This window comes from Neorhizobium sp. P12A (assembly GCF_008365395.1).
Lineage (GTDB): Bacteria > Pseudomonadota > Alphaproteobacteria > Rhizobiales > Rhizobiaceae > Rhizobium.
The window spans coordinates 158,571-184,304 of record NZ_QOVX01000004.1 but is presented as its reverse complement, the minus strand read 5'-3'; the positions used below and the strand labels follow the sequence as shown (position 1 = coordinate 184,304).

Here is a 25,734-nt window from a genome sequence, read left to right as displayed (position 1 = left end):
AGCCGGAGCAATCGATCCAGTGAATCGATTGCAGTGACGAACGCTCGTAGCCATGCGAAGGGCCGGGAAGTGTTGCATAGGAAACGCCCATGACCCCCACCATCCGCGTCCAACGCGAGGATTTCAACCTCCAAGCCGAAGTCGACAGACTGACCAACGGCCAACCCGGTATCGGCGCCGTCGTCACCTTCTCCGGCCTCTGCCGCGACGAAGGCGGCACGCTCGGGGCACTGGAGTTGGAGCACTACCCCGGCATGGCGGAGGCGGAGATCACGCGCATCGCCGAGATCGCCATCGAGCGCTTCCACCTGCTGGGACTGACGGCGATCCATCGCTACGGCAAGATCGTGCCCGGCGAAAACATCGTGCTGGTCATCGCTGCGGCGTCACACCGGCAAGCCGCTTTCGACGGCGCCAATTTCGTCATGGATTTCCTCAAGACCTCCGCGCCCTTCTGGAAGAAGGAGCACGGACGGGACGGCACGGAAGGCGACTGGGTGACGGCAAGAGACGCGGACCAGACCGCCCGGGACAAGTGGCATAAGCTCTAAAGTCTTTCTAGGGTATCGCCCGCTCGCGCCGACTAAGCACCAGAACCAGAACGAGCGCCGAGAAGATCACCATTTCACGCCACATGAGGGGGCCATAGGCACCCCAGAGGGTTTCGGCCACGCCGACCAATGCAGCCCCGCCCGCCGATTTCAGCGGATCGGAATAGCCGCCGGCGGCGGCAATCATCAGGACCTTGAGGCCGAATAGCAGGCCTACACTGAAATCCATCGTGCCGTAATAGGAGGTCGACAGGATGCCGCAGAGCGTGGCGATGAGCGTCGATGCCCCATAGGCCACGAGGAAGACACGGCCGGCGCTGGCGCCGCACAGTTCGGCGGCGAGCGCATCGTCGGTGACGGCACGCCAGATGCGGCCCCAGGACGTGTATCGCATGATGGCGGCTCCACAGAGAACGATTGCGGCCATCAGCCCAATATTGAGAAGCTGCAATTGGGTGAGCGCCACCTTGAAGGCGCCGTCGTCCCAGAAGACGATCGACCGGCTCATCAGCGGCGGCAGCCAGATGCTGCGCGCATTGGAAGCAAGCCGCGCCGTTTCGCCGAGGACGATGACCATGCCCAACGCTGCGACGATGACGGTGTTCGGCGATTTCTTCGCCAGCGGCTGCATGATCGTCCGGCCGATGAAGAGCCCTGCCCCGACAGTATAGACGGCGGCCAGCGCGCCTCCGAAGGCGATCGCGGCAGGCAGGACCAGAAACATCCGGTTGTAGCCGAAATCGGTAAAGAGCAGCAGGAGCTGGCCCGAGAAAGCAAAGAGCGCTCCATAGCTGATGTCGGCCCGGCGCGTGACGCCGAAGCCGATGGCATAACCGAAAGCAAGCGCCGCATAGAGCGCGGCGAGCGGAACGGCATTTGCCAACTGCTGCAATAGATAGGCCATGGAGAACTCCGGCGATCGTCAAATAATAACTGGCAAAATTGCTTTTACCAGTTATATTTTGACCATGAGCTTTTCCTGGACCCCTCACCGCTTTTCCGGCGGCGCGCTGGCGCTTGATGTCGCCAACAGCGTCATCCTGCGGCATGACGAGACGCGCCGGATCGATCGCTTCGAGGCACCGGGGCAGATGGAGAGTTTTCCAAAGGCGGCCGCCGATTTCTGTGCCGAGCGGGCGCTTTTCGGCGATATAATCCCAGTTCATGCGGACGGCAGACCGGGCTTCATCCGGCTGCGCGAGATGATCGACCGCTACTTCCGCGCCCGCGTTCTCAAAGAGCCGAGCAACGGATTGCTGGCCGAGCTGCTGGCGGCGCTGTCGGAAACCTTGAGCCGAGCGCAATCGCCCGAGGGACTGGATGCGGCAACCGTGCATTCGACGCTGCGGCTGATCGCGATGCCCGACGAGGAACGGATGAAGATCTGCGGCAATTGCGGCTGGCTCTTCATCGACCGCAGCAAGAACAAAAGCCGGACCTGGTGCGACATGGCGGTCTGCGGCAACCGCGCCAAGGCGAACCGGCACTATCGCCGCAAGAGGGAGGAGACGCCATGAGGAACCGTTTGATCACCATGATGGCTGCGGCCGGGCTGCTGCTCTCAGCCTGTCAGAGGCAGGCGGAAAACATGCTTGAGGTGACCGGTCATCTGTTCGTCTTCAACTATCGCGTGGCGAGCGCCACCTATCTCCTGACGCTGAAGAAGACGTCACCGATCCCCGATGGGTCGAAGCTCGTTGCCGAATTCGAAAATCCGCAGGGTGGCGCGCCTCTCGTCCTGGATCAGAAGGTTTTCCCGATCGATGAAAACATCTCGCTTCAGAGCGGGAACCTGCATTGCGTCCGCAAGGACCGGCCCTACTCAGTCAGCGTCAAACTGGTCGACAAGGACGGCAAGGTCCTGCAGGAGCTGAAGGCGGAGTTCAAATCCGACGTCGACCAGTCGATATTGCCGAGCAAGCCGCTCGTCGTCGGCGCCGGTTACGAAAAGAACCCTGAAGTCTTCAAGCCTGACGGCACGACCGACTTTTCCAATACCGACAAATGCCCGGCATAGGCTTCACGGCACAACGCAAAAAGCCGGGACGAGCCCGGCTTTGCGGAGTCAATTCAAGGCATTCGCGCGGAATGCTGAGAGGCTGAATCAGCCGACGATTTCGGTGTCGGAGAACCAGTACTTGATTTCCTCAGCAGCGGTTTCCGGAGCGTCGGAACCGTGAACCGAGTTTTCGCCGATCGAGAGGGCGTGAACCTTGCGGATCGTGCCGTCAGCGGCGTTGGCCGGGTTGGTTGCGCCCATGATTTCGCGGTTCTTCAGGATGGCGCCTTCGCCTTCGAGAACCTGAACGATCGTCGGGCCCGAAGTCATGCCTTCAACGAGTTCGCCGAAGAAAGGACGATCCTTGTGAACGGCGTAGAAGCCTTCAGCTTCGCGCTTGCTCATCCAGACGCGCTTGGAGGCGACGACGCGCAGGCCGGCATCTTCGAGCATCTTGGTGATGGCGCCCGTGAGGTTACGCTTGGTGGCATCAGGCTTGATCATCGAGAAGGTGCGTTCAATCGCCATGGGTCAAATCCTCTGTTTTACTGGAAAAGTGGGCGGTCTTTACCTGCCCCTTTGCCCGAAAACAAGGGGGATGCGCCAATTTCACGCCGCTGTCACAGTCGAGCGCATCGTCCCGTCAGGCAATTTCATGACTGGCGCCTGACACAACATTCAATTCATCCTTGAAATCATTTCATTGCCACGGAGGGAGCAAACAATGCCGAGACATCTACAAATGTTCGCGAACTATAACCGCTGGGCGAACCGGCTGCTTTTCGACGCCGCCGCCACACTGAAGGAGGACGAATACCATAGGGACATGGGCGCATTTTTCGGTTCGCTTCATCGCACGCTGGACCATCTGGTGGTTGCCGACATGATGTGGATGCGCCGCTTCACCGGGTCGGGCGACATGCCACAAACGCTCGGCGCCGCATTGTACGAGACGCTCGAAACGCTTGATGCCGCGCGGCAGCGGCTGGACCAGCGGATCATCGACTGGGTCGCGATACTGGACGAGGCCGCACTCTCCCGCGACATCACCTACAGGCCTGTCACCCGGCCGATGGAATTCACCCATCCGCTTGGCCCGACACTCTTTCATCTCTTCAACCACCAGACCCATCATCGTGGCCAATGCCATGCCATATTGACCGCGCTCGGCAAGCCGAGCCTGGAAATGGACCTGATCTATTTCCTGCGCGGCGATGGTCAGGAATGGCTCTACGGCTAAACCCGGACCTCATCGCCCAACCATCCCTGATGAGTGCAGATGACAGCGCCCGCAACTTCGCGTTAACTTCATCTGCTGATAGAGCAGGAAAATCATACCCGTAGCGCCCAGCGTTCATCCGGTTTTAACTGCCTACCCGGCTATTCTTATCGCAAAGAACCAGGGCCCTGAACCAGCGGGCCGATGCCGAACAGGGGGCAGGGATGGCTCATTCACATGCGGGCGCATTGGCGCACCATAGCGGAATACAGGACGCGGAAGCGCCGATCGATCTGCAGAAGATCGGCCACTACATGGCCAAGCTGAAGGTCCAGGGGCTGCCGCGCAACTATCAGCTCTTCCACGAAGCGCTTTTCGGCCATAACCGCGAGATCGCCGCCGAGATCGGCGCGCTCGGCTCCAATCCTTCCCAATCCATGCTCGACGAGATCGGCCTCAAGCATCGGCTCGTCAGCCATTGCGGGCTGGTGGCGGACAAATCCAATGCCGACGCCGCAGCGATGTTGCGCGAGGTTGCCAGCCAACTGAACGAGGGACTGCAAAAGAAGCAGGGTTTCATGCGCGCCGTCGAAACCGTCGCCCATTCGGTCGCGGAGGACCAGAACCAGAGCCTTGCCCAGTTCACCGCCGAGATGGATTTCCTCAACGCCTCGCTGACCAACCTCATGCTCTACGAAACCGAGCTGACGGAGAAGCTGAAGGACGAGATGGAAAAGCTGGAGGCGCTGGAGTCAGGCAATGCTGCAATCCGCGCCGCCGCTGCCTCCGATCGCATCACCGGGCTGCCGAACCAGATCGCCCTCATCAACCGGCTGACTGACCTTTACGAGGACGGTCGCCAGGCCGGCACCGCGCTCTTCCTCGTCGATATCGACGACTTCCGCGCCTTCAACAACAAATATGGCCCCCAGCCTGCCAATCATCTCCTGAAGAAGCTGGGCATGGTCTTCCGCAAGTCGGTAAAGAAGAACGATTTCGTGGCCCGCCTCGGTGGCGACGACTTCAGCTTCATCTTCAGCGATGTCGGAACGGAGGATGCGCTCGCAATCGCCACGCGCTTGCGCGCATCCGTCGAGGAAAATCTGGTCTATGCGACCTCCGACAAGACCGACCCCGGCAGGCTGACGATCTCGATCGGCATCGCGCTCGGCACGGACGCCTCATCGGCGGCCCAGCTGATGGGCCATGCCGAAAAGGCGCTCACCGCAGCCCAAGCCAATCGCCGCAAGCCGATCCAGATCTTCCAGCGATAAGGCGTCTGCCAGTCGGTGAAATTGCCTGAGCACCAGGGATTGATAATAAGGGCATGCACCGCTCTTCACGCGAGGAACTAAATCATTGCGAGATCGTTATGCGACCACCGCAACCGGGAGGTCCGCCATGCTCAAAGTTTCGCTCGCTGCCGCTTTAATAATAGTCGCCACACTGTCGTCCTGCGCCAATACCGCGAAAGGAATGGCAACCGATGCGAAACAGACCGGACAGGCGCTGGGTTCCAGCACAAGCGACGTCATGAAGGCGGGCGCAAAGGGCAACAAGGCTGCGCAATAAGCTGCGTCGACCGCGGCCCCCGTCCGCCGGGTGAACGGCGGGGACATAGCTTTACCTTGCCCGTCGACTTCGGCCAAGACCGCGCCATGATCACGATGTCAGCCATTGCGGCCCGTATTGTTGAGGCGCCTGCTTCTCGAAAATGCCAGCGTCTCGCTGCGCGCGGGGATGCTGGCGGGATGGCGTAGCGGCACTCACACTTTCCGCTCCATTTGCGAAATCATCGCCACCCGCTGAGAGCCTCCGGCGTGGTCGCTTCAAATAAGGCCGAATTTTGTTTTGACCGCCATTTACCGTTGATCATTTTTGCGATATTGACCAAATTAAAATTCTACCAGGGGCGGTAATTTTATCCGGGGTGGTATGGACAATATAGGCAAAGACTTCGTGTATATCGCCATTTATGTCCTATTGGCGTCGTTGCTGACATACACAGAGTACGTCTCACTATTCTCTTTCTTCGAGAATGATATAGAGGCCATTTGTGGTCTTTTCTTCTTGAATATGTTGGTGTGCTTTGGCTTAGAGAAAGCCACCAAAATAGTATCAGTAAAAAAGTCGGTGAAAATGATTAATAAGAAAGTCATTGCGCAGAACTCGCGGGCAAAATTCTACGGCATCGATGTCGTTAGAGGTTTCGCTACTTGCATGGTTGCACTGGCCCACGTTGCCTATAGAACGGGTGAACCTCAACTTGGTGGCCACAAGGCATTTTGGGGTACTCTCGACGGATTATTTATCTGCGTTGACTTCTTCTTTGTCCTGTCCGGATTTTTGATTGCGTGGGTACATTTCAAGGATTTTGGGAATCCCGCTCGCGTGCCTAACTACTTTAAGAGGCGCTTTTCCAGAATCTTCCCGGTTTACTGGATTGTTTTGACCTTGTTCATCATCGGTCAGTTCATTCAGCCATCGACAGCGCATCCACATGAATTCACGCCAAAGCTTATTCTGACGTCCTATTTCCTGCTTCCGAATTCCGGCCCGACCCTGATGGAAGTGGCGTGGACCTTATACTACGAGATCGTGGGCTATCTCGCCTTTGCGCTGCTGCTCTGCTTCGGCCGCATCGGAGGCGCAATCCTGGCCGCATGGGCAGCCTGGATAATCATCGCGAACATCATTGCCCAACCGACTGAGTTTCCAGCAAACTTCTATCTCAATGCTTTCCATCTGGAGTTCCTGATGGGCATCGGAGGCGCCGTGCTTCTCCGCAAAGGGTCAATTCCGTTCCCCCGGGTTATGGCCACGGTGGGAACAATTGTTTTCGTTTCAATGATCTATTTCAGGGTCGATGCTCTGACAGATAGCAGCAACCTTGCCATGCGTCTCATTGTCGGAACTTCCGCCAGCATGGTCATTTTGGGGCTCATTCAGGCAGAGCGAACGGGCAAGCTTTCCATCCCGCCGTCGCTGCAGACCTTCGGAGCTGCTTCCTATAGCATCTATCTGACGCACACGATCATTCAGGCGCCCACGATCAAGTTCGGCTGGCGCTTCTTTTCCCATTTCCCCTCGGAGATCTGGATGTTCATGGTGGCGGGAATATCGATTGCCGTCGGGTACATCTTCCACCGCCTTGTCGAGCTTCCAGCCACAGAACTCGTCAAGAACCTGGTGATGCGCGAGCCGGCAGTCGCGGCGGAATAGATCAAGCATCTTTCGCAACGGGAAGATTATCGCACTCGCCCCTTTGTCAGGGCCGGCGTTAGCCGAGCAAACGCGATCTCAGCGAATCTGATCACGAAATGCATTTCGATTGGAGACGCTTTTGGCAAATACCCCGCTCTACATGGACATCCGCAAAATGCTGACTGAGATCGCCTCCTTGGGAGGCGAGACGCGCTACGAAGGTGATAAGCCTTTCCCGCAAGCGATTGTCGACTAGGCGCAGGATCTTGGCCTTTTGGTCGAGATTCCCGCTGGCGGCCTAGGGAGTATCGCCGAGATACTTCAGCTGGCGCCACTCGGGCGTGCCCGCGCGGGGCGGGTGCCACGCCCGCAACGGATTGGCGGGCAAACAAGCTATTCGCGTCCACCAGCTGAGCCCTTGCCTTCCCCGCCGACTTCGGCCAAAACCGCGGCATGATCACGATATCAGACATTTCCGCCCGTATTGCCGGGCGCCTGCTTCTCGACAATGCCAGCGTCTCGCTGCCCTCGGGCACGAAGGCAGGTCTGGTCGGGCGCAATGGCGCGGGCAAGTCGACGCTTTTCCGCATCATCACCGGCGATCTCGGCGCGGAGACGGGGTCGGTCTCGATCCCGAAGAATGCGCGCATCGGCCAGGTGGCGCAGGAAGCGCCGGGCACCGAGGATTCGCTGATCGAGATCGTTCTCTCAGCCGACAAGGAGCGCACCGCGCTGATGGCGGAATCGGAAACCGCGACCGATCCCCACCGCATCGCCGAAATCCAGATGCGGCTCGTCGATATCGATGCACATTCGGCGGAAGCCCGCGCGGCGAGCATTCTTGCCGGCCTCGGTTTCAGCCAGGAGGCGCAGGCACGCCCGGCATCCGCCTTTTCCGGCGGCTGGCGCATGCGCGTGGCGTTGGCCTCCGTGCTCTTTGCCGAGCCGGATCTTTTGCTGCTCGACGAACCGACTAACTATCTCGACTTGGAAGGCACGATGTGGCTGGAGGATTATATCCGCCGCTATCCGCACACCGTCATCATCATCAGCCACGACCGCGACCTTCTGAACAACGCCGTCAACTCGATCGTGCATCTGGACCAGAAGAAGCTCACCTTCTATCGCGGCGGCTACGACCAGTTCGAGCGGCAGAAGGCCGAGAACGACGAGCTGCAGATGAAGGCCAAGGCGAAGAACGAGGCCGCCCGCAAGCATCTGCAGAGCTTCATCGACCGCTTCAAAGCGAAGGCCTCCAAGGCCCGGCAGGCACAGAGCCGCGTGAAGGCCTTGGAACGCATGGGCACGGTTGCATCAGTCATCGAGGATCACGTCCAGCCGATCACATTCCCGGAACCCGAGAAGCAGCCCGCCTCTCCGATCATCGCGGTCCAGGGCGGCGCGGTCGGCTACACGCCGGGCAATCCCATTCTGAAGGGCCTCAATCTGCGCATCGACAATGATGACCGCATCGCCCTTCTCGGTTCGAACGGCAACGGCAAGTCGACTTTCGCCAAATTCATTTCCGGACGGCTCGAGCCGGAGGGTGGCGTGGTCAAGCTCGCGCCCAGCCTGAAGATCGGCTTCTTCGCGCAACACCAGCTCGACGACCTCGTTCCCAACGAGACCCCGGTCGAACATGTGCGCCGCCTGATGCCTGATGCGCCCGAGGCGAAGGTACGCTCCCGCGTGGCGCAGATGGGCCTGGCGACCGAGAAGATGGCGACGGCCGCCAAGGACCTTTCGGGCGGCGAGAAGGCGCGCCTGCTGATGGGCCTTGCCGCCTTCCATGCACCGAACCTTCTGATCCTCGACGAGCCGACGAACCATCTGGACATCGACAGCCGCCGGGCCCTGATCGAGGCGCTGAACGATTACGAGGGCGCCGTCATCCTGATCTCGCACGATCGGTATCTGATCGAAGCAACCGTCGACCGGCTCTGGCTCGTCAATAACGGCACGGTCACAACATTCGAAGGCGATATGGACGAGTATCGCGACCTGATCGTTTCCTCCGGTAAAAAAAAAGAAGAAAAGCCGCAGCTAGCTGAGGACGCAGGCTCGAAGGCCGACCAGCGTAAACTGAATGCGGACCGCCGCGCCTCGCTCGCGCCGCTCAAGAAAAAGATCAACGAAATCGAATCCTTGACGGCGAAGCTGGAGAAACAGATTCAGGCGCTTGATGCAGAACTTGCAGATCCGGCGCTCTATGAAAAGACCCCGGCAAAGGCTGCAGACAAGGCCAAGCAGCGTGGCGAAGCCGCCGCAAAGCTGGCGGCGGCGGAAGAGCAGTGGCTGGAACTTTCGTCGGAATATGAAACGGCGATGGCTGGTTAAGTCCGGAGGTTTACGGGCTCTTGCGGTCCCGCAGGCGGCAGGCAGCCTCTTCACCGTGGATCAAAAATCGCGATTCACGAAGGAGTGAATGGCATGATTTGGAGAAATTTGATCCGAATCACGCTATCCGGTTCCATCACGGGTGGCGGCGCACGGCTGCCGAGCCCGCTTTTTTGGGAAAGCTGATCACGTGCGGTCGACCTCAAGCCACTGGACTATTCGCAAGACTATCGGCCTCGCCGGCGTGGCGGCCCTCCTCTTCGGTGGCCCGCAAGCCTCTGTCGCGGCACAGCAGCCGAGCGTTCCGGCCTGGCTCAGCGCGCATGTCGGCTTCGGGCCGGGGCAGATCGCCTGGCCTGTGCTTTCGAGGGCGCGCGCGCTCTACATGCAGCGCGTCAGCGAAGGCAAGGTGAAGAACCCCTGCTACTTCGCGATGGACGCGACGAAGCCGAACGATCCGAGCGGCGAGAAGACAGGCGGCCGGTTCTACGTCATCTGCGAGGCCAGCCAGTCGTTTCGCGCCATTTCGGCCGGGCACGGCAGTGGCCGCGACCTGAAGGGTGCCGCCGATTTCTCCAATGGGCGGGAATGCGCACGGAACTTCGGCAACGCCATGGATTCAAACCTGACGACCGGCGGCTCCTATATGACCAGCGAGGTCAAGACCACGTTCAAGGGCTATTACCGAGCCTCGGGCATGAAGGATGCAGCCTACGTGCGCTCGTTTCTGCAGTTTGACGGGGAAGGCGAAACCGCCAATGCCCGCCAGCGCGCCATCGGCGGCCATGCGGCTGCAAAGGTCTCGGGCATATGCATGATGAAGAACCCGGAAAGCCCCTATGCGAACCACGACGGATATGTTCCGTTCGGCACGCTGGTGACCTATGCCGGCGGCCGCAGCGACGGCTGCACCAGTTGGACACCCGCCGACGCCACGCAAGTCATGTCCATGACGAAGGACAATCCGACGACGCTTTATATCTACCCTGAATCGGCAGATATCGCTGCAGTCGCCAAGGCTGTGGGAACGCACGCCTCGCTGACCCAGGCCGGGCTCTACTGGAACGACGATTGCCTGAAGGAAATCAGCACTCCGAAATTCTGGCCGAAGACGACGCTCGAGCCAATCATTGTCAAATATAAGCAGGACCATCCGCCACCGCCGAGCAAGCCTATTCCGATCTGCGCGACGCAGTGACGGCGAGGCTCCAGGAGCAATCTTTAACGGCTGCAATGTCTGACCGCTGCCCGCCGACCGGCACGGGCGCGCATCGTATTGGCCATTCGTTGCGTCTGAAAATCGGCAGGAAGCGTCCCGTATGCCCCAAAGACACACTCCCTGTTTTGGTCCGCGTCTAAGGCCGGTTTCCCGCTCCATTTAAACCGAACGTTAACCATAATCGGAAAAATTACGCCCAACATTCATTGATTTATATGTTGAACGGTTCCGATGTCTTTTCGCGTACTGCTGGCAAGCCTTGCCATTTCCCTCTCCGTTGCCGGCTGTGCGACCAAACCTCCGGAATCAGCGGCTTCGCTGAAGACGGCCTATGCGGCGTCCCCCACCGAAACGAAGGCTCTGAAAGCCAACGATCCCGTTTCGATGGAGCCCTCGTCCTGGGGCGGCACACAAACCGCAGAGCTGGACCCGGTCACCACGCATTCCGTCTTCGGTCATCATCTCGCGGGGCGCACGCTCTACGTTTCCTCGCTCAGCGACATCAAGCTTGCCGACAAAGAAGTCATCCTGACCTTCGACGACGGCCCGATGCCTGGGAAAACCGAGCATATTCTGGCCGCACTCGACGAATTCGGCGTGAAGGCCTCCTTCATGATGGTCGGCGAGATGGCGCAGGCCCATCCGGAGATCGCCCGCAAGGTCGCCGAGGACGGCAATACGATCGGCAGCCATACGTTCAAGCACCCCGATCTCGACAAGATGAGCTTCGACCAGGCGATGGCCGAGATCCAGCGCGGCGAAAACGCCGTGGTGAAGGCCGTCGGATCAGACGTCAATTTCTTCCGCTTTCCCTATCTCGCCGATTCGAAGAAGCTGCGCGCTGCCGTTGCGATGCGCGATCTTGTCGTCATGGATGTCGATGTCGACAGCAAGGACTATTTCAGCGTGACGCCCGTCGCTGTCATGCAGCGGACCATGAACGAGCTGCACAAGCGCGGCCGCGGCATCATCCTGATGCACGACATCCACACGCGCACCGCAGCCATGTTGCCGACCCTGCTCAACCGGCTCGAAAGAGAAGGATACAAGGTCGTCACGCTGCGCTATAACAAGCGGCCCGTGTCCTCGGACGTCGTCGCGCAGGCGGACACCCGGACGATCCGCTGATCGCCGCGGAGAAACGTTTGCCGGCCTTGCTCGCGGCCGGCTTTCTGCTACAACACCCGCAATAATCATACTTTTCGAGTGAACCATTCAGAGCGAGCAAGCCCATGTCTGCCATCAACCTTGCCATCGTCGGCGTCGGCAAGATCGTCCGCGATCAGCATCTTCCCTCCATTGCAGCCAATGGCGATTTCAAGCTTGTGGCGACCGCGAGCCGGCACGGCACCGTCGACGGGATTCCCGCCTATACCTCGATCGAAGCCATGCTTGAGGCAGAGCCCTCTATCGATGCCGTCTCGCTCTGCATGCCGCCGCAGTATCGCTATGAGGCTGCCTACAAGGCGCTGGTCGCCGGCAAGCACGTCTTCCTTGAAAAGCCGCCGGGCGCGACGCTTTCTGAAGTGGCCGACCTGCAGGAGCTTGCGGACAAGCAGGGCGCCTCGCTCTTTGCCAGCTGGCATTCGCGCTATGCGGCCGCCGTCGAAGCGGCCAAAAGCTTTCTCGCCTCGACGACGATGAAGAACATGCATGTCATCTGGAAGGAAGACGTGCGCCACTGGCACCCGAACCAGGAATGGATCTGGCAGGCCGGCGGCCTCGGCGTCTTCGACCCAGGCATCAATGCGCTGTCGATCGTCACCCACATCCTGCCGAAGCCGATGTTCCTCACCGCCGCGACGCTGGAATTCCCGGAAAATCGCGACGCGCCGGTTGCCGCCGACCTCTATTTCCGCAATGCCGATCACGTGCCGGTCCATGCCGAATTCGACTGGCTCCAGACAGGCAAGCAGAGCTGGGATATCATCGCCGAAACCGAGGCGGGCCGCATGGAACTCAACGAGGGCGGCTCGAAGCTGTCGGTCAATGGCGAGCTGAAATTCTCCGCACCCGAGGCCGAGTATCCGGCCCTCTACCGCCGCTTCGCCGAGATCATCAAGGCCGGCACGTCAGACGTCGACCTTGCACCCCTCCGCCACGTAGCCGACGCCTTCATGCTCGGCAAGCGCAAGGTCGTGGACGCGTTCTACGACTGAGAAGACCGCAGAGGTTGAAAAGGCCCGGGATCGACCCGGGCCTTTTGTCGTTTTGCCGCCGAAATCCTGGAACCAGCCGACGGCGACATCAGCCCGCCCTTACGCCTTTTTGCGCACTGGTACCCACCTTGCGAAGAATCACGGCCACGGGCATTTTCCGGATATGGCGTTTTTCCTGAAAGAGCTCTCCATCGCGATCGGTCTTCTGACCAGTGACCATTCGCCCGTCGCCAATGCCGACGGCTGGAAAGACTATGTCTGGAGAATTCGGCCCGTTGATCAGTGCATTGCCAAGGATAAGAGGGGCTTCTGCCGGATCGTCGATGACAAGTGGGACTGGAAAAGGGACCAGCACTACAGCTTTGCTTTTCATATGGATCCGAAGTCAAACACGCTGACCGGCAATCTTAGCCTGGACAATCGCGATCCCACCGACGACGACTTTGTCTGCGTCGTTGCCATCTTCGCCGACAAGAACGATGATGAAGTCGCTGTTCTCTATCAGAACTGGCATTCGCTGCATGGCCGCTCGATCGAACGGGACGTGCCCGTGCGCCCCTCCCTGCCGGTGAGTTCGATCGTCAAGGTCGCGGTCGGATCGAAGCAGTGCGATGTTCATGCATCGCCCGATGCGGCAAATTTCTATCGGACACGGCTGCAGCTGAACCAGCGGTGAGTTGCCGGGCATCATTGCCGGTCGTTCACTTAGCCAGCCGTTCACCTAGAACGTCTGCAGAATTTCGTCATGGGTTGAGCCTGCGATGAAGCACTGGCCGGCTTCGCCGAGCATTTGCTGAAACTCGATATCAGTGTTGATTTTTTGATGGTCGCGTTCATAGGCTTGCAGATCGTCGTGCTGGGCGTACCAGAATATCCGGGTCGGATTGCCGACAAGCGGACGGCTTGCAACTATCTTGATGGCATACTTCTCTTCGATCAGCTTTGCCGCCTTTTTGACGAAGGCAAATGCGTCCGGGACTTTCCCCGGGGCGATCGCTGCACTGCGAATCCATGTGATCATGGAAGCTCCCTTTGGCTCTTGATGAAGACTTTGCGGGGAGGACACTAGGTCAGCCTGCTGTCAGATTTTGTCAGCAGCCTCAGGAGAATGATTGGGCAAAGTTTAAGCTATCTAGCTTCGAGTGCGGATCCCGTATCTGGCGGGCGACGTCAAGGTCGACGCTTGAGATTCGCGTCCTCGGGCTTTCCCCGGACAAATTCCAGCGCCACCGAACCCGCTCGTATGACTCCGTTCAAGCCGTAAATCGGCACGAACTCTATCTCCACGTCGGTATTCAACCATTTTCTCGGGTAATAGATACTACGTTCACACCGCTCCAGCAGGGGACGGATGATCAGGTCGCCGATCACATTCTGGTGGCTGAAATTCTCGAGTTCGAGATCAATGATGTCGTCTATCAACAAGGTCACGACAGCGTGCTTGCCAACCTCGCCATTCCCCATGCCCCAAATGTGAATTGAGATCCGGCTTGTGCTGCGTCTGTTGAGAATGACCTGCGTTATCTCGCCGTCGTGGAATATCGGGATATGGCCGAAATAGGCTGTAAGCTCATCGCCGCCGGGAAAGGCTTTCCAAGCATGTTCGTCCATGCGCTCCATGCCCTGTCGTCCACCTTTTTGAAGCCCTACGCCTTCTTCTCCCAGCGCCCTTCCGGGGTCTGCTGCCAGTAGGTGAGCTTATGCCCCTCGCCTTTCAGCTTCTTCCATTGCGTGCGGGCGCCTTCCAATTGGCCCTGGTCGTAGCCATCAAACATGAAGACCACGCGATCATAGGCCTCGACCGTCGACGCATCCGCACCGTCGACGAGGAAGCGGACGGTTGCGGCGTTAAGGTTGCCGGTGGTGGCCGTCAGCAACACCGGTTGCTCTTCCGGCATGTCGCCTTCGTCGGTGCCGTGCGGCAGAAAGCTGTCCTCGCGAAAGGTCCAGAGATGGGCATCGAGCAGATCGCGTCTTGCCGTCTCCCGCGTCTGGACGGCAACGCGCCAGCCCCGCTCGACGCTCTTGTCGAGCAGCGGGGGCAGCGCGTCTTCCATCTTCGATTCCGTCAGGTGGTAGAAAAGGACCTCGGTCACGCCGCAGCCTAGTTCTCGCTTCCTGATTCGTAATTTGCCCGAACCAGCTCATCGAGCAAGCGGACGCCGAAACCGGAGCCCCAGGACTGGTTGATCTCGTCCTGAATGGAACCCATCGCCGTGCCTGCGATATCGAGATGGGCCCAGGGCGTTTCCTGGACGAAGCGCTTGAGGAACTGCGCAGCCGTGATCGAGCCGCCATTGCGGCCGCCGGTATTCTTCATGTCGGCGAACTTGCTGTCGATCAGCTTGTCGTAGTCCCGGCCGAGCGGCATGCGCCAGAGGCGTTCATTCGTGGTCAGTCCTGCCGCCGTCAACTGGTTCGCCAACTGGTCGTCGTTGGAGAACAGGCCGGCATGCAGGTTGCCAAGCGCGACCATGATCGCGCCCGTCAGCGTGGCGAGGTTGATCATGAATTGCGGCTTGAAGCGGTCGTTGGTGTACCAGAGCGCATCGCTGAGTACGAGGCGACCTTCAGCATCCGTGTTGATGATTTCAATGGTTTGGCCCGACATCGACGTGACGATGTCGCCGGGACGCTGCGCATTGCCATCAGGCATGTTTTCGACAAGGCCGATGACACCGATAGCGTTGACCTTGGCCTGGCGGGCAGCAAGCGTGTGCATCAGGCCGGTCACCGCGGCCGCGCCGCCCATGTCGCCCTTCATGTCTTCCATGCCGGCTGCCGGCTTGATCGAAATACCGCCCGTATCGAAGACAACGCCCTTGCCGATGAAGGCGACCGGCTTGTCCTTTGCCTTGGCGCCCTTCCACTGCATGATCGCCAGGCGCGGCGGGCGAACGGAGCCTTGCGCCACGCCGAGAAGCGCGCCCATACCGAGGCGGCGCATTTCGCGCTCCGTCAGGATTTCCACTTCGACGCCGAGCTTTTCGAGCTCCTTTGCCTTGGCCGCGAATTCGACTGGACCGAGGACATTCGGTGGCTCGTTGACGAGTTCGCGGGCAAGGTTGACGCCCGATGCGATCGCCTCGGAGTCGGAGAAGACTTTCTTTGCCGCAGAGGCATTCGCAACGACGATCGTCACCTTGACCGATTTTGAACTCGCCTTGTCTTCGTCGTCATTCTTCTTGGTCTTGTAGGTATCGAAGCTGTAGGCACGCAACAGCATGCCCAGAGCGAAATCGGCTGCTGCCTTTCCGCTTGCCTCAGCGCCCGGCGTATCCAGGAAGATTGCGACCTTCTCGACATTCTTTATACGCGCTGCGGCGGCGCCACCGAGCTTCAGCCAATCATGGGCGTTGAGATCGGCCACCTTCCCGCCGCCGATGACAAATATGCGATCCGCGGGCGAACCTTCCGGCGCGACGATGTCGAGCGCGTTCAGCCCCTTGGCAGAATAGCGGGCAATCCGCGCCGCCTTCGCGAAAACATTTGCCGGATCCGCGATCGCGGCACCCGCCGGCAACTCGTTGTCGATATCTTTCAAGAGAATGGCAAGACCGCCGCTCAGCCGTACTGACTTTGCGAAGGTAATCTCGAATTTTGCTGACATATCTGCTCCGGGGGAAGGCACTGAAAGTAATTGGACCTTATTAGCCTCGATCATTCAGGGTTTCCGCATCGAATACAAGCTGCTGGCGAATCTTTCGACCGGGAAATCCACCGAAGACCTTCAAATCCCTGTCATTTGGAGCTGCTAAAGGAACCCAGAAGCTTGTCTGCTGCGATGCAGCGAGTATCGCTTTTCGACGGAATTACCTTGATCATCAATTTTGAAAGCGCAGAACGAGGGGGGCTTTTACCGACCCTTTTGCGCCCGCAGACGGCTGGAGATGCTTTCATCCTCCTATTCTGTCTCTGGTGGCTGCTGCTGGCTATTTTCGCCACCTTCCCTCAGATCGATCTGAGCGTCGCAGGGCTTTTCTTCAAACCCGAGCAGTGTTCGGCTGCGGTCAAAAAGATTTGCGGCGATTTCCCCTATGGTGAAGATCCGCATCTGCGTATTCTGCGCGAAGTCTTCTTCCAGCTGCCCTACATCGTCGCCATTGCCCTTTGCTGGATGCTGTTCGACTGTCTGCAGCATCATGGTGCGACCTTCAATGTCGTGCGTGCCCGCAACCTCAAGATCGCGCTCGGCTCGCTGATCGTAGGTCCTGTGATCATCGTCAATCTCTGGCTCAAGGCGTTTTCCGGTCGCCCCCGCCCGCGGCAGACGGACCTTTTCGGTGGAATGCTCGATTTCGTGCATGCCGGTTCCTTTGCCGGCAAATGCGTGAGCAACTGCTCCTTCATATCCGGAGAGGCGGCCTCAGCGGGCTGGATGTTCTGCCTGATTTTCCTGATTCCGCAGCCGGCCCGCTCGGCTCTTGCATTGCCGATCGGCGTCGTATCGATCCTCATCCCTGCCCTTCGGGTCGCCTTCGGCGGACATTATCTTTCAGACGCCGTGCTCGGCTGGCTTTCATCGCCCGTCATATTTCTGGCTCTTTTCGCGCTATCCCAAACGACACACAGCAGAAAAATTTCTGAATTTTAACGAAATTTTTTCAATCGGGTTGTCGCAAAAAAATATCAAACATCGTAGAGCAATGAATCTCTGCCGGGCCATCGTGCTGCGGTGGGGCATTGTATCCAAGGGCCGGCATGAAACTACTCGAGATATATATCATTCGGCGTGTCGGCCAAATGTTCCTGGTAGCCCTGCTGCCGGTTCTCGCGATCATCTGGACCACCCAGGTGTTGCAGCGCATCAATCTCGTGACCGATAGCGGTCAGTCGATCGGCTCCTTCGCGAAGCTCGCCACCCTCATCCTGCCGACCATCATTCCGGTCGTGCTGCCCTTTGCCATGGTGATCGGTATCGCTCAGACGCTGACAGCGATGAACAATGATTCGGAGCTGACGGTCATGGAAGCCGCGGGCGCGAATCGCAGCGTGATCATCCGACCGATCATGCTGCTTGCCCTTGCAGTGAGCGTCTTTTCCTTCTTCGTGGACAACATGGTCGAGCCTCGGGCGAAGGTTGCGGCGCGCCAGATGGTGGCTGCCGCCTATGCGGATCTGCTGTCTACCGTTATCGAGGAAAAGAATTTCCGGCGTATCGAAGACGGACTTTACGTCCAGATATCGCAGCGCCTGTCGGGACGTATCCTCAAGGGCCTTTTCGTCGCGGATTCCCGCGATCCGGCCTCCGATCTCATCTATTATGCCAAGGAAGGTGCGGTCGATCCCTCCGGCACGTCGCTGCTGATGAAGGATGGAGAAGTCCACCGCAAGACGCCCGACGGCAACGTTTCCATCGTCAAGTTCGCTTCCTATTCGTTCGATCTTTCGGATATGACGGCAAACAAGGGTCAGGCGACGCTGCGCTCGAGCGACCGTGATCTCGGATTCCTGCTTCACCCTGATCCAAACGATCCGGATTATCGGGCAAAGCCGGGCGGCTATCGGGCCGAACTTCACCGACGCCTCACGGATTGGGCTCTGCCCGCGGTCTTCGCACTCATTTCGCTTGTCATTGCCGGGGACGCGCGTTCGCACCGCGAAGCACGCCTGCATCCGCTGGTCTCGGCGCTAACGATCGCATTCGCGCTGCGTTGGGCGGATTTCTATGCCGCGAACCAGATCGAGAATTCGCCTTTCTATATATTCGTGCTTTACGCACTGAATATCGGGGCAGCCCTCATCGCGATTCTGTTGCTCAGTCGTTCGAAGCGGCAAATGATGCCGGCCACGATCGGCAGCCGCCTTTCCGCCGTCTGGGTTGCGATACAGGGGCGCATGCCGAAGAGATCGAGCGGAGGCGAAGTATGATCTTCGATATGCTCGGCCGCTACTTCTTTATCTTCACGACGCTCGGTCGCTACTTCTTCGTCCGCTATATGCTGACGACCTTCTGGTTCTTCCTCGGCGTCATTTCGATCGTCTTTCTGGTCGACTTCAGCGAAACCGCCGGCCGCCTTGCCGGTCTGCCGGGCTACACGGTAACGGTCGGCCTGATAATGACAGCGGTGCGGCTTCCGCTGATCATACAGCAGACAGTACCGTTCATCGCGCTGTTCGTGGGGATGACGGTGCTGATCGCGCTCAACAGGCGTCTGGAACTGGTCGTGGCGCGCGCAGCCGGCGTTTCGGTCTGGCAGTTCATGACGCCCTTCGTGGGTGGTGCAATCGTTGTCGGCCTGTTGACCATGCTGGCGCTCAATCCGGTGGCTGCCTGGGGACAAAGACAGGCGGAAGCCATCGAGGGGGACCTGCGCGGCGACCCCTCCTACCGCAATACGCTCACCGTTCCATGGCTGCGCCAGATTAGCGGCAAGGACGACGTGATCATCGGCGCCAAGGCCATCCAGAACAATGGATTAACGCTCATCAACCCGGTGTTTATCCACTTTGATTCACAGGGGAACATCGTGCTGCGGCAGGATGCTGCCATGGCAAAATTAGAAGATGGTTACTGGCTTCTTAACAACGTCGTCGAGCGGGCGCCGGGTGAAATCCCGGCTCACAAGACAACGGTACAGGTTCGTACGAATCTGAAACAGGACTTCGTCTCCCAGCGCTTGGTAGATCCGGAAACCATTGCTTTTTATGATCTTTCTAATCGAATTGCGATTGCAAAAGATTTCGGCATCTCAACCAAAGCGTTGGAGACACAATTTCACTCGTTGCTGTCGCAGCCATTCCTTCTGGTGGCAATGACGCTGATCGCAGCAACCGTGTCCCTAAAATTCAGTAGATTCAACCAATCACGTTCGGTGATTCTGGGTGGCATCATTTCAGGCTTCGTGCTTTATGTGGTCACCGTGCTTGTAAAGGCATTCGGAAGCAGCGGCGTGGTTCCCCCCTTCGTAGCGACCTGGATACCAGTCATCGTCGCGTTGGCTCTCGGGGCAACGATTCTGCTTCATCAGGAGGACGGCTAGTGGCGGTCAGTAACCGCAAGCGTATTGGCAAAATCGTAGCTGCCCTGCTCTCGGGTGCGGCTGCCTATGTGTTCGTCGTGGCGAGCCCGGTTGTCGTCTATGCACAGGCAAATGACGCAGCGGCAACAACGCCAGGCACGAAAGTTAAGGTTCCTGAAGGATCGAAGCTCGTTCTGTCCTCGAACGAGCTCATCTATAACAAGGATACGCAGATCGTAACGGCGAGCGGCGCCGTGCAGATCAATTACGGCGGCTACCGCATGGTGTCGCAGCGCGTCGAATATAATCAGAAGACCGGCAGGATGACGGCGACAGGCAATGTCGAACTGATCACGCCTGACGGCAACCGCATGTACGGTGACCACATGGATGTCACCGACAATTTCTCGGATGGTTTCGTTGACGCATTGCGTCTGGAAATGCCCGACAATACCCGCCTTGCCGCTGAAAAGGGCGAGCGCGTGGGCGGCACCCAGATGATCCTGACCAAGGGCGTCTATACCGCCTGTCTGCCGTGCTCTGCGGTCGGTCGTGCCCCGCTGTGGCAGGTCAAGGCACAGCGTGTCGTGCAGGATGGCAAGACGCATACCGTCACCCTGCATCACGCCCGGATGGAGCTTTTCGGTCAGCCGATCGCCTATGTCCCGTGGATGCAGGTTCCGGATAATACCGTCAAGCGGAAGTCAGGCTTCCTGTTCCCGAGCTTCGGCATCAACGAAAATCTCGGTTTCAGCGCCTCCGTTCCCTACTATTACGTGATCTCGCCAAGCATGGATGCGACGGTCACCGGCACGTATTATACGAGCCAGGGGTTCCTTCTGCAGGGCGAGGTTCGCAACCGCTTCGAAAACGGCACCCACACGCTGCGTTTCGCTGGGATAGATCAATCGAATCCCAACCAGTTCAACTCGGGCACGACTGACTCGAAGCAGACAACGCGCGGATTTGTAGCGTCCAAGGGCGACTTCAAGATCAATCCGCGCTGGGCGTTCGGCTGGGATGCGATGTTGCAGAGCGACAACGATTTTGCTCGCACCTACAACTTGACCGGCTTCAACCAGAGCACACATACCAACCAGGCCTATTTGACGGGCATTGGCAAGCGTAACTATTTCGACGCGCGGGCCTACTATTTCGACGTGCAGAATGCAGCGACGGACCCGGATCTTTCGGCCGTGACCGCCGAGAAGCAGCAGTCGATCGTCTATCCTGTCATCGACTATCATTATGTCGCGCCGGAATCCGTGGAAGGCGGCGAACTTTCCGCCACCGTGAACTTCACGAACCTGTCCCGCGATACGGCGAGCACGCTCAGTCCGGCAGACTTCAACAACAGATTCCTAGGTTTGTCCGGAACTGACACGCGCCTGACGACGGAAGTGCAGTGGCAGAGAACGTTTACGACTGACGAAGGCTTGCAACTGACACCGTTGCTTGCAGCACGTGGCGACGCGTTTGGCCTTGGTATGGATTCACCGAGTTCGCAGGGTCTATCCTATACGGGTAGCTTCGATGACAACAGCACTGCCACGCGCGGGATGCTGACTGCAGGGCTTGAGGCGAAGTATCCGATCCTCGTTTCGACCAGCAACAGCACGCATGTGTTCGAACCGATCGCGCAGATCTATGCCCGTCCGAACGAACAGCTTGCGGGCGAGCTTCCCAACGAGGATGCGCAGAGCTTCGTCTTCGACGCCACCAATCTGTTCGACCGCGACAAATTCTCCGGCTACGATCGGGTGGAAGGCGGCACGCGCGCCAATCTCGGTATTCGCTATACCGGCAGCTTCGACAGCGGCTACAAGCTGCAGAGTATTGCCGGTCAATCTTATCAGGTTGCGGGCATGAATTCCTTTGCGTCGCCCGATCTGGCGGGTACCGGGGCGGAATCCGGTCTGGAAACGCGGAGTTCCGACTATGTCGGAATGGTGGGAGTGACGACGCCGCAGGGCATTTCGCTTTCGACCTCCTACCGCCTGGATGAACAAGATCTAAGCTATAAGCGCGGTGATACGGCCGTCAGCTATAGCAATCCGGATTTCCAGAGTTCGCTGGTCTATACCCACATTGCAGCTCAGCCGAACTATGGGTTCCTGGAGAACCAGGACGAAATCCAGGGCAGCGCCAAGTACAAGTTCAAGGACTACTGGTCGATCTTCGGTACGGTTTCGTATGACTTGAACAACGACGAGATAACCCGCGAGGGGGTTGGACTTTCCTACGAGGACGAGTGCACCATTTTCACCCTCGCCTTTCTCTCGCGCAAGGACTCAACCAATGAGACGGCCAGCGACTGGTCGATTGGCGCTCGCATCACCTTCCGTACGCTGGGTGATATCAACTTGGGTGACACTCAGAACACAACGTTCTGATCCAGAGGAGACGACCTAGCGGCTGCCGCCTGGTCGTCTCTTCCGTCGCGCGATTATAATCCACACTGGATGTCATTGTTTCGCCGCAAGGATTGTGCAATTCACGGTCCTTGCTGTAGATGTATGGCTCAAAATCGCCGGTGTCGTTCGACTTAATCCGTAGATGTGACGATGCCCGATACGCGACCTTTGGGAAGGGGTAATTGATGTTTTCTGCAAGGACACCGATGCGCGCCATGGTGATTGGAGCCGCCATAATGGCGATGGCGGCAGTTGCGGTGCCGCAGGCCTACGCGGCGACCGGTGGTGGTGGCAGCGAAGTGAAGGCTGTCGTCAACAACACCGCGATTACCAGCGGCGATGTCGCGAAACGCGTCAACTTCCTGAAGCTGCAACACCAGAAGGGCGATCTCGGCAAGCTTGCGGTACAGCAGCTTGTCGATGAAACGCTGAAGCGCCAGGAAATAACGCGCGTCCACATGTCTGTCAGCACACAGGATGTCGATGCAGCCTTCGGCCGTTTCGCCACGAGCAACAAGATGTCCACCGAACAGCTTGGCCAGATTTTGGACAAGATGGGCGTCGGCGTCGACCATTTCAAATCCTATATCGCCGTTTCCATGAGTTGGTCCCGTGTTATCAATGCGCGCTACGGATCGGCCAAGATGTCGAATGACGACCTCGTCAAGCGCATGACCGAGAACAAGGAAAAGCCTGCCACAACGGAATATTTCCTGAAGCAGGTCATCTTCGTCATCCCGGCGGCCAAGAGGAATGCGATCACCGCGCAACGAAAAGCCGAAGCAGAAGCGTCGCGCGCGAAATTCCCCGGCTGCGACCAGGCCAAGGTCTTTGCTGCCACCATGCACGATGTCTCCGTTCGAGACCTCGGTCGTGTGCTGGCGCCTGAGCTGCCGGACGGCTGGAAGCCGCTGATCGAAAAGGCGTCGGGCAATACGACACCGACGCTGGTCACCGATCGTGGCATCGAATACCTCGCCATCTGCTCGCAGCGGCAGGTCAATGACGACGTTGCTGCTGCCGCAGTCTTCCGCGCCGAAGATATTGGCAAGGGCGGCGATCAGGCGGTCAGCGCCAACGACAAGAAGTATATGGACGAACTGCGCTCCAAGGCCCAGATCCTCTATCGCTGATCGAGTTCATGTCGTCGCTCTTTTCGCGCCCCCTCGCCCTCACTCAGGGCGATCCCGCCGGCATAGGTCCGGACATCACGCTTGTGGCATGGACACGGCGTACGGAGCTTGGATTACCGCCCTTTCTTTTCATCGGCGACCCAAAAGTCCTTGAGAGCAGGATGCGGCAGCTCGGCTTGACCGTGCCTTTGCGTGATGCGGACGCCGCGACCGCTTGCAGCGCCTTTGCCAGCGCCCTGCCCGTGCTCCCCATTGCATCAGGCGTGGATGTCGTTGCCGGCGAACCGCATATGGCAACAGCCAAGGGAACGATTGCTGCGATCGAGACAGCTGTTTCCCTCAGCATGGCGGGCGAGGCGCTAGGGGTCGTGACCAATCCGATCGCGAAATCGGTTCTTTACGAAGCGGGTTTCGGCTTCCCGGGACATACGGAATTTCTGGCCGATCTTGCGATGCGGGCAACAGGAAAGCCCGTCATGCCGGTCATGCTTTTGGCCGGGCCGAAGCTTCGGGCGATCCCCGTCACCATCCATATCCCGCTGAAGGACGTTCCGGGTGCTCTGACGACCGATCTTATCGTCGAGACGTGCCGGATCACCTATGCGGACCTCAAGGCGCGCTTCGGCATTGCCCACCCCAGACTTGCGGTCGCCGGGCTCAATCCTCATGCGGGAGAGAACGGGGCGCTCGGTAAAGAAGACGATGCGATCATCCTGCCGGCGATCCAGACATTGCGGGCGGAGGGCATCGACGCTTTCGGTCCGCTGCCGGCCGACACGATGTTTCACGACGACGCCCGCCGCAGATACGATGTGGCGATCTGCATGTATCACGACCAGGCGCTTATTCCCGCCAAGGCTTTGGGCTTCGATGATTCCGTTAATGTAACACTGGGTCTGCCCTTCGTTCGCACGTCGCCAGATCACGGCACCGCATTCGGTATCGCCGGCAAAGGCGTTGCCAAAGAGCACAGCCTCGTCGCTGCGCTCAAGCTTGCGGCCGAGATCAGCCGCGCATCCGGAAGCCGTCTCTGATGGCAGCACTTGACGGCCTTCCGCCGCTGCGTGACGTCATCCAGCGTTACGGTCTGGATGCTCGAAAGGCGCTCGGCCAGAATTTCCTTCTCGATCTGAACCTGACGCAGAAGGTCGCCCGACAGGCCGGACCGCTCGAAGGCGTCACCGTTTTCGAGGTCGGGCCTGGCCCCGGCGGGCTGACCCGTGCAATCCTGGCGCTCGGCGCCAAGAAGGTCATCGCCGTTGAGCGGGACTCGCGCTGCTTACCGGCTCTGGCGGAGATCGCGGACCATTATCCCAGCAGGCTCGAGGTAATCGAAGGCGATGCGCTGAAGACCGATTTTGCCACGCTCGCTGCAGGCGAGCCGGTGCGCATTATCGCCAATCTTCCCTATAATGTCGGGACGCAGTTGCTGGTCAACTGGCTCCTGCCACCGCAATGGCCACCGTTCTGGCAGTCGCTGACCCTGATGTTCCAGAAGGAAGTGGGCCAGCGCATCGTCGCTCGCGAGGATGACGATCATTATGGCCGTCTCGGCGTGCTCTGCGGCTGGCGAACGGAGGCCCACATGACCTTCGACATCTCGCCCCAGGCCTTCACGCCGCCGCCAAAGGTGACCTCGACCGTCGTGCACCTCACGCCGAAGGCAAATCCCATCCCCTGCCCGGTCGCCAAGCTGGAAAAGGTGACGGAAGCTGCGTTCGGCCAGCGGCGCAAGATGCTGCGCCAAAGCCTGAAATCGATTGGCGGCGAAGCTTTGCTTGTCAAAGCCGATATCGATCCGACGCGACGCGCTGAGACGCTGTCGATCGAGGAATTCTGCCGTCTGGCGAACTTCCTTTAAAGCTGGGCGATTTTAGAGCTTCGGCTCTTCTTCCAGCAGCCCGCGAACGAAATCGAACATGCCATGGCGGCGGTCACGACGCAGGCGCTCGGCGCGGACAATGGACTGCACCGCTTCGAAGGCAGCATTCAGATCGTCGTTGACGATGACGTAGTCGTATTCTCGCCAATGCTCGATTTCCGATCGCGAATTGGCAAGGCGCGTCTGGATGACAGCTTCGGAGTCCTCCGCGCGGCGATGCAATCGAGATTGCAGTTCGGTCATAGTCGGCGGCAGGATGAAGACCGAGACGACGTCGGCCGACATCTTTTCCTGAAGCTGCTGGGCGCCCTGCCAATCGATATCGAACAGCATGTCGCGGCCATCGGCCATCGCCGTTTCGACAGGCTCGCGCGGCGTTCCATAGAAATTTCCATGGACTTCTGCCCATTCGAGCAAAGCGTCGGAATCGCGCATCCGTTCGAATTCGCGCACGCTCTTGAAATGATAATGAATGTCCTCGATTTCGCTCGGACGGCGCTGGCGCGTGGTGACGCTGACGGACAGGCTGATCTGCTTGTCCGTTTCCAGCAGAGTACGGGCGATCGTCGACTTGCCGGCACCCGATGGCGATGAAATGACAAGCATCAACCCTCGACGGGCGATCTGAGTACGCGAGGTTGATACCGGCTTCATA

26 protein-coding genes are annotated in these 25,734 nt (G+C 58.9%); 19 read left to right on the top strand and 7 right to left on the bottom strand.

Annotated elements, in window-relative coordinates; all coding sequences use genetic code 11:
* The first annotated feature begins 89 nt into the window (after positions 1–89).
* A complete protein-coding gene (locus tag DTW90_RS15200) occupies positions 90–551 on the top strand; it encodes a molybdenum cofactor biosynthesis protein MoaE (RefSeq protein WP_132517123.1) in 462 nt (153 codons plus the stop codon).
* A gap of 7 nt (positions 552–558) precedes the next feature.
* Here DTW90_RS15200 and DTW90_RS15195 read toward each other — a convergent pair whose 3' ends face one another.
* Entirely contained in the window at positions 559–1,455 is an 897-nt protein-coding gene (locus tag DTW90_RS15195) for a branched-chain amino acid ABC transporter permease (protein ID WP_149339362.1), read from the bottom strand.
* A gap of 64 nt (positions 1,456–1,519) precedes the next feature.
* Here DTW90_RS15195 and DTW90_RS15190 point away from each other — a divergent pair, with 64 nt between their 5' ends.
* Positions 1,520–2,068, top strand: coding sequence for a CGNR zinc finger domain-containing protein (locus tag DTW90_RS15190; RefSeq protein WP_149339360.1), 549 nt, complete (start codon positions 1,520–1,522; stop codon positions 2,066–2,068).
* On the top strand, positions 2,065–2,568 hold the full coding sequence (locus DTW90_RS15185; protein ID WP_149339358.1) for a hypothetical protein: 504 nt from the start codon (positions 2,065–2,067) through the stop codon (positions 2,566–2,568). The genes DTW90_RS15190 and DTW90_RS15185 overlap by 4 nt, the downstream gene beginning before the upstream one ends.
* Positions 2,569–2,655: 87 nt before the next feature.
* Here the strand turns inward: DTW90_RS15185 and ndk are convergent, their stop codons facing one another.
* Complete coding sequence (gene ndk / locus DTW90_RS15180; protein WP_132517131.1) at positions 2,656–3,078, bottom strand: nucleoside-diphosphate kinase; 423 nt, start codon at positions 3,076–3,078, stop codon at positions 2,656–2,658.
* A gap of 196 nt (positions 3,079–3,274) precedes the next feature.
* Between ndk and DTW90_RS15175 the strand changes: the two genes are divergently transcribed.
* From DTW90_RS15175 to DTW90_RS15135, 9 genes are all read left to right on the top strand, one after another.
* Entirely contained in the window at positions 3,275–3,790 is a 516-nt protein-coding gene (locus DTW90_RS15175; protein ID WP_149339356.1) for a DinB family protein, read from the top strand.
* A gap of 203 nt (positions 3,791–3,993) precedes the next feature.
* Positions 3,994–5,043 (top strand): GGDEF domain-containing protein, encoded by a 1,050-nt coding sequence (locus DTW90_RS15170; protein ID WP_149339354.1) that lies wholly within the window; start codon positions 3,994–3,996, stop codon positions 5,041–5,043.
* Between the two features lie 127 nt (positions 5,044–5,170).
* A complete protein-coding gene (locus tag DTW90_RS15165; RefSeq protein WP_132517137.1) occupies positions 5,171–5,341 on the top strand; it encodes an entericidin in 171 nt (56 codons plus the stop codon).
* Between the two features lie 387 nt (positions 5,342–5,728).
* Positions 5,729–6,991 (top strand): acyltransferase, encoded by a 1,263-nt coding sequence (locus DTW90_RS15160; RefSeq protein ID WP_188079950.1) that lies wholly within the window; start codon positions 5,729–5,731, stop codon positions 6,989–6,991.
* Between the two features lie 435 nt (positions 6,992–7,426).
* Positions 7,427–9,310 (top strand): ABC-F family ATP-binding cassette domain-containing protein, encoded by a 1,884-nt coding sequence (locus DTW90_RS15155; RefSeq protein ID WP_149339350.1) that lies wholly within the window; start codon positions 7,427–7,429, stop codon positions 9,308–9,310.
* A 244-nt stretch (positions 9,311–9,554) separates the two neighbouring features.
* Positions 9,555–10,508: a murein L,D-transpeptidase catalytic domain family protein gene (locus DTW90_RS15150; RefSeq protein ID WP_246664960.1), complete on the top strand. Its 954-nt coding sequence runs from the start codon at positions 9,555–9,557 to the stop codon at positions 10,506–10,508.
* A gap of 252 nt (positions 10,509–10,760) precedes the next feature.
* On the top strand, positions 10,761–11,657 hold the full coding sequence (locus DTW90_RS15145; protein WP_149339347.1) for a polysaccharide deacetylase family protein: 897 nt from the start codon (positions 10,761–10,763) through the stop codon (positions 11,655–11,657).
* Positions 11,658–11,761: 104 nt separating this feature from the next.
* Entirely contained in the window at positions 11,762–12,688 is a 927-nt protein-coding gene (locus DTW90_RS15140) for a Gfo/Idh/MocA family oxidoreductase (RefSeq protein ID WP_149339345.1), read from the top strand.
* 163 nt (positions 12,689–12,851) lie between these two features.
* On the top strand, positions 12,852–13,364 hold the full coding sequence (locus DTW90_RS15135) for a hypothetical protein (protein WP_149339343.1): 513 nt from the start codon (positions 12,852–12,854) through the stop codon (positions 13,362–13,364).
* 45 nt (positions 13,365–13,409) lie between these two features.
* On the opposite strand, the gene DTW90_RS15130 is transcribed toward DTW90_RS15135, so the two are convergent.
* From DTW90_RS15130 to DTW90_RS15115, 4 genes are all read right to left on the bottom strand, one after another.
* Positions 13,410–13,754, bottom strand: coding sequence for an NIPSNAP family protein (locus tag DTW90_RS15130; protein ID WP_149339341.1), 345 nt, complete (start codon positions 13,752–13,754; stop codon positions 13,410–13,412).
* Between the two features lie 104 nt (positions 13,755–13,858).
* A complete protein-coding gene (locus tag DTW90_RS15125; RefSeq protein ID WP_245512563.1) occupies positions 13,859–14,308 on the bottom strand; it encodes an Imm50 family immunity protein in 450 nt (149 codons plus the stop codon).
* Between the two features lie 26 nt (positions 14,309–14,334).
* Complete coding sequence (locus DTW90_RS15120) at positions 14,335–14,784, bottom strand: DNA polymerase III subunit chi (protein WP_149339339.1); 450 nt, start codon at positions 14,782–14,784, stop codon at positions 14,335–14,337.
* 8 nt (positions 14,785–14,792) lie between these two features.
* Entirely contained in the window at positions 14,793–16,298 is a 1,506-nt protein-coding gene (locus tag DTW90_RS15115) for a leucyl aminopeptidase (protein ID WP_149339337.1), read from the bottom strand.
* Positions 16,299–16,505: 207 nt separating this feature from the next.
* On the opposite strand from DTW90_RS15115, the gene DTW90_RS15110 reads away from it, so the two are divergent.
* From DTW90_RS15110 to rsmA, 7 genes are all read left to right on the top strand, one after another.
* Positions 16,506–17,282 (top strand): phosphatase PAP2 family protein, encoded by a 777-nt coding sequence (locus tag DTW90_RS15110; protein WP_149339335.1) that lies wholly within the window; start codon positions 16,506–16,508, stop codon positions 17,280–17,282.
* 107 nt (positions 17,283–17,389) lie between these two features.
* Positions 17,390–18,559 (top strand): LptF/LptG family permease, encoded by a 1,170-nt coding sequence (locus DTW90_RS15105; RefSeq protein ID WP_149339334.1) that lies wholly within the window; start codon positions 17,390–17,392, stop codon positions 18,557–18,559.
* Entirely contained in the window at positions 18,556–19,671 is a 1,116-nt protein-coding gene (lptG, locus tag DTW90_RS15100) for an LPS export ABC transporter permease LptG (RefSeq protein WP_246664955.1), read from the top strand. The genes DTW90_RS15105 and lptG overlap by 4 nt, the downstream gene beginning before the upstream one ends.
* Positions 19,671–22,043 carry an LPS-assembly protein LptD gene (locus DTW90_RS15095; protein WP_149339332.1) on the top strand — a complete coding sequence of 791 codons (2,373 nt, stop codon included), beginning with the start codon at positions 19,671–19,673 and terminating at the stop codon, positions 22,041–22,043. Before lptG ends, DTW90_RS15095 begins: the two co-directional genes overlap by 1 nt.
* Positions 22,044–22,249: 206 nt before the next feature.
* Positions 22,250–23,197, top strand: coding sequence for a peptidylprolyl isomerase (locus DTW90_RS15090; RefSeq protein ID WP_149339330.1), 948 nt, complete (start codon positions 22,250–22,252; stop codon positions 23,195–23,197).
* A gap of 8 nt (positions 23,198–23,205) precedes the next feature.
* Positions 23,206–24,231 carry a 4-hydroxythreonine-4-phosphate dehydrogenase PdxA gene (gene pdxA / locus DTW90_RS15085; protein WP_132517164.1) on the top strand — a complete coding sequence of 342 codons (1,026 nt, stop codon included), beginning with the start codon at positions 23,206–23,208 and terminating at the stop codon, positions 24,229–24,231.
* Entirely contained in the window at positions 24,231–25,058 is an 828-nt protein-coding gene (gene rsmA, locus DTW90_RS15080; protein WP_149339328.1) for a 16S rRNA (adenine(1518)-N(6)/adenine(1519)-N(6))-dimethyltransferase RsmA, read from the top strand. The genes pdxA and rsmA overlap by 1 nt, the downstream gene beginning before the upstream one ends.
* A gap of 12 nt (positions 25,059–25,070) precedes the next feature.
* Here the strand turns inward: rsmA and gmk are convergent, their stop codons facing one another.
* A complete protein-coding gene (gene gmk / locus DTW90_RS15075) occupies positions 25,071–25,733 on the bottom strand; it encodes a guanylate kinase (protein ID WP_149339326.1) in 663 nt (220 codons plus the stop codon).
* Position 25,734 lies beyond the last annotated feature (1 nt).